Annotated in this window: 3 protein-coding genes and 1 pseudogene; all 4 read right to left on the bottom strand. The window is 56.8% G+C overall.

Annotated features, from left to right (window positions below):
- Positions 1-48 precede the first annotated feature (48 nt).
- Positions 49-1,053 carry an ABC transporter substrate-binding protein gene (locus AAAC48_RS27095; RefSeq protein WP_340657166.1) on the bottom strand — a complete coding sequence of 335 codons (1,005 nt, stop codon included), beginning with the start codon at positions 1,051-1,053 and terminating at the stop codon, positions 49-51.
- Between the two features lie 115 nt (positions 1,054-1,168).
- A complete protein-coding gene (locus tag AAAC48_RS27090; protein WP_340657165.1) occupies positions 1,169-2,515 on the bottom strand; it encodes an FAD-binding oxidoreductase in 1,347 nt (448 codons plus the stop codon).
- On the bottom strand, positions 2,512-3,405 hold the full coding sequence (locus tag AAAC48_RS27085; protein ID WP_340657164.1) for a dihydrodipicolinate synthase family protein: 894 nt from the start codon (positions 3,403-3,405) through the stop codon (positions 2,512-2,514). The genes AAAC48_RS27090 and AAAC48_RS27085 overlap by 4 nt, the downstream gene beginning before the upstream one ends.
- Positions 3,406-3,619: 214 nt before the next feature.
- Positions 3,620-3,767 (bottom strand): annotated as a pseudogene (locus tag AAAC48_RS27080) (TetR/AcrR family transcriptional regulator); the annotation flags it as partial.

Below are 3,767 nucleotides of genomic sequence, written 5' to 3'. Positions count from 1 at the left end.
TGGTGGTGGTGCGGCAGAACCTTGTCCTGCCGCACCAGAACATGATCATTATTGTACGGCAGCCTCGATTTTCTTGGCGGCTTCCGGCGTGACCCACTTGGTCCAAACGTCCTTATTTTCCTTTAGGAAATGTTTAGCGCCGTCTTCGCCAGTCGCCTGATTGTCCGTCATCCAGGCCATCAGTTTGTTGACCGTATCGTTGCTCCAGGAGCGTTTTTTGAGATAGTCCATCACTTCTGGACCAGCTTTTTCCGAGAAAGGCTTCGCCAGCAGTGTAACAATAGTGTCGACTGGCCATGCATTCGGCTTCGGATCGGGGCAATCTGCTACCGTGATGCAGCGCTTCCACTCCGCGGGGTCGTTAGGAACGCCTGCCTCCAGCTTCACCATCGGATATTTGCCGAGCAAAGCGGTCGGCGCCCAGTAATAGCCAACCCAACCCTGCTTGCGCTCATAAGCCTTGGCGATGGAACCGTCGAGGCCCGCTGCCGAACCGGTATCTACAAGCCTAAAGCCAGCTTTTTCCGCTTCAAAAGCTTTATAGAGTTGCGTGGTCACTACCGTGCCGCCCCAGCCCGATGGGCCGTTGAAGAGTGCGCCCTTTGAAGAGTCTTCCGGATCTGGGAAGAGTTCTGGATGCTTCAGTAGCTCCGGTATGGTCTTGATGTCTGGGTGGGCATCCGCAAGGTATTTCGGAATCCACCAGCCTTGATTACCGCCGTCGGGCAGCGGCGAGCCAACCTGCACGATTTTACCCTCTTCCGTTCCTTTCTTCACAATGTCCGGAAGCAGATCAATCCATGCTTCAGGCGCGATGTCCGGCTGGCCCTTTTCGGCCATGGAAGTGATTGTCGGGACTGTGTCACCGACGGTGATATCTGCCTGGCAACCATAACCTTCGTTTAGAATAATCTTGTCAAGATTCGAAAGAACTTCTGCACTCTGCCAGTTCATACTAGCTATAGTGACGCTGCCGCATTCCGCGGCGTTTGCAGCCGAAGCTCCGCCAATAAGACCGAGCATCAGGCATGTAGACCCAAGTATTTTCTTCATTATCGTTCCCTCTTTTGCGGCATGACGCATCGAAGCCGGCGTGCCGCTGCTACCGACTTGATCTTTCCGAATTTCAAAAGCTCGCCGCTGATTTTAGCTCGCTGCGAGCCACCCTTTACTCAGTACCCGTTTGCCATTCGCGAAAGGCCAGGTTCGCCTTGGCGCCGATCGTAATGAATGGCCGAGGCGGTAGGGCTTTCGGAGCTTGGAACCTCCGATATATCTGGGTGAGTTCAGAGTTGTATCCCAACATCATCTCTGCTGCCGCGATACCGGATGCAGTTGCTTTCGATGCGCCGAGCCCGTTGCACCCGCAGGCGGCAAACACGCCATGTTCAACTTCGCCAAATGCGGGTACTGAGTTCAGCGTCAGAGCCATCCCCCCAGCCCACCGGTACTCCATGTTGACATTACCGAGGCCTGGAAATCGTGTTTTGAACTTGCGATCATGCTGAGCGCCCGCACGCTTGAGGGCACCTTCACTTACAATCTGCCTTGAATTGTAGGTGTAGCGCGACCGAATAAGGATACGATCGCCTCGCTGCCCAGCAACGCGGCGAACCGTAGTGCCCATGGGGAGGGCTGGCGTAGCAGCCCATTTTCTTTCTCCGGGAAGGCGGCTCGGGTCGAACTCCTCGGTCATCGACGCATAGGTGAAGATGTGTAGGAGACGGCCTTTGAAAAAGCCAAAGCTCTCCGCATGGCCGTTGTTGGCCAGGATTATCTTCCCGGTGCTAATCCAGCCTTGCGGGGTTTTGACCATCCATCCCTGGGCATCGCTCTCGAACGCCATCGCTGGCGTTCTTTCGTAAATGGAAATGCGTCCCCGAAGGCAGTCCGCGACGCCCCGTATGTATGCTGCCGGCTGCACTATAATTGTGCCCGGAGTGAACAAGGCAGACGTGTAGCAATGGGTGCCCGTTATCGCCGCGATCTCTTTCGCATCAAGAAGCCGATGCTCTTCCCCCAACTTGCGCAGTTGTTCGGAGTAGGCGACAAGGTGCTGATCCCCCCTTTCGCTTATCGCTACGCTGTATCGGCCGCACGGATCAAATATGTCACGGTCCCATCCTTGCTCCGCCGCGATGTCGCTGGCCAGGGCGATCGCGCTGCGATGGATGACGATATCCTGCTGGCTCTTGCTGGCAGAATCGCCGCCATAGTCGTCCGCTGAGACTTCATGGGGCAAGTCGATGATGAAGCCAGAGTTACGTCCCGCGGCTCCTTCGCCAATGACACCAGCGTCCAGTACCGCGACCCGCAGCGCTGGATCGAGTTGAGAGATTCGCCGAGCTGCGGACAGGCCCGCAAAACCACCGCCGATAACCACAACATCGGCGGTAAGCGCCCCTTCAAGGCGGGGTTTTTCGCCACGAGAAGGTAGCATCGCAACCCATGCCGAAACGCCCGTGTTCTTCGGGAGTTTTGAGGTAGTGAATACCTTCTTCGAATCCTTGCTCACGCTGCCATCGCTTCCCGCTTCGCGAGGTCGCCAAGGACCGCCTGCAAAGCTTCAATTCTGTCGGGAGACAAACCTCTCAGAGGCTTGCGAGGGCTGCCTGCGCCGTGGCCGGTCAGTTCAGCTGCCGCATAAACAGATTGCACATAATCTCCATCCCAGAGCAGCGACATGACTGGCTCAAGTGCAGACCAGATTTCGCGTGCCGCTTCCCAATTGCGGGCCAAAGCCGCCGCTACGAGAGCAAGACAAGTGCGCGGCGCGAAGTTCGCGCCGCCCCAGATGAGGCCGCTGCAACCTGCATAGAGTGCATAGGGCACGAGCTGGTCAGCGCCGTTCATAACGGGAAGGCCGGTACGGATCAGCGATGCCTGTTTTCCAAGATCGCCGCTGCTGTCCTTTACGGCACAGAACCCTGGAATGTCGCAAAGTTCTTTCAGGAGAGACGGAGTGACGGCGACGCCCACCGCCTGAGGCACGTTATAGCCGATGACGGGTAGCCCTGCTTTCCCGACTTCCGCATAGAAGTCGATGATGCCTCGATCGTCTGTCGGCCCTTCGAAGAATGGCGGCAGGACCATGACGCCATCCACACCGCAATCCGCCGCGTGCCGTGTGCGCTCCACGACGTCCTCCGAAAGAAGGGCCGAAGTCTGCGCAATGATCTTCGCACGTCCATTGATGATCTTCGAACCGTGTTGCACCAGCTGCTTGGATTCTTCCTTTGACAGGTAGACGTGCATGCCGGTGCCGGAGCTGAGGACAAAGCCAGGGATGCCGAGCGCCAAATAGCGTTCAAGGTTCTCCTCTAACTGCCCGAAATCAATACGCCCCTCAGCGTCGAAAGGTGTCGTGAGGGCGAGGTTGAGTCCAGGGAAAGGAAAATCCGTCATCTTAAAATCCCGCAATTTCGGCGTTAGTGAGATTCAGCCAGATTGTCTCCGGTTGGGTGTTTATCGTGGGCGTCGATCGCGCTGTCTCGTCCGCCAAAATCAGATTGCCTGTATGGGCCGCGCAGCCCATACAGGCGGGTATCGATGATCGAACCGGCAGTCGCTCCGCCGGGACGGCGGCTACCAATTGAGCTAATCTTCAACGAGGCGCCGATCATCGCTTGTCCTTTGAATCTGACTTGTAGCCATGTCTCGCAAAGAAGCGGTCGAGCTCTCTCTGCTGGGGGACTTGACCCGTAAAGATCGCGATATACTCGGGAATCCGCTTCATCCTGACCGCCAAGTCCTCTTGGGCTTGCATA

The organism is Phyllobacterium sp. (genome assembly GCF_037994405.1).
In the GTDB taxonomy this organism is placed as follows: Bacteria; Pseudomonadota; Alphaproteobacteria; order Rhizobiales; family Rhizobiaceae; genus Phyllobacterium.
The sequence above is the reverse complement of the archived record's forward strand: the minus strand, read 5'-3'. Positions and strand labels throughout refer to the sequence as shown.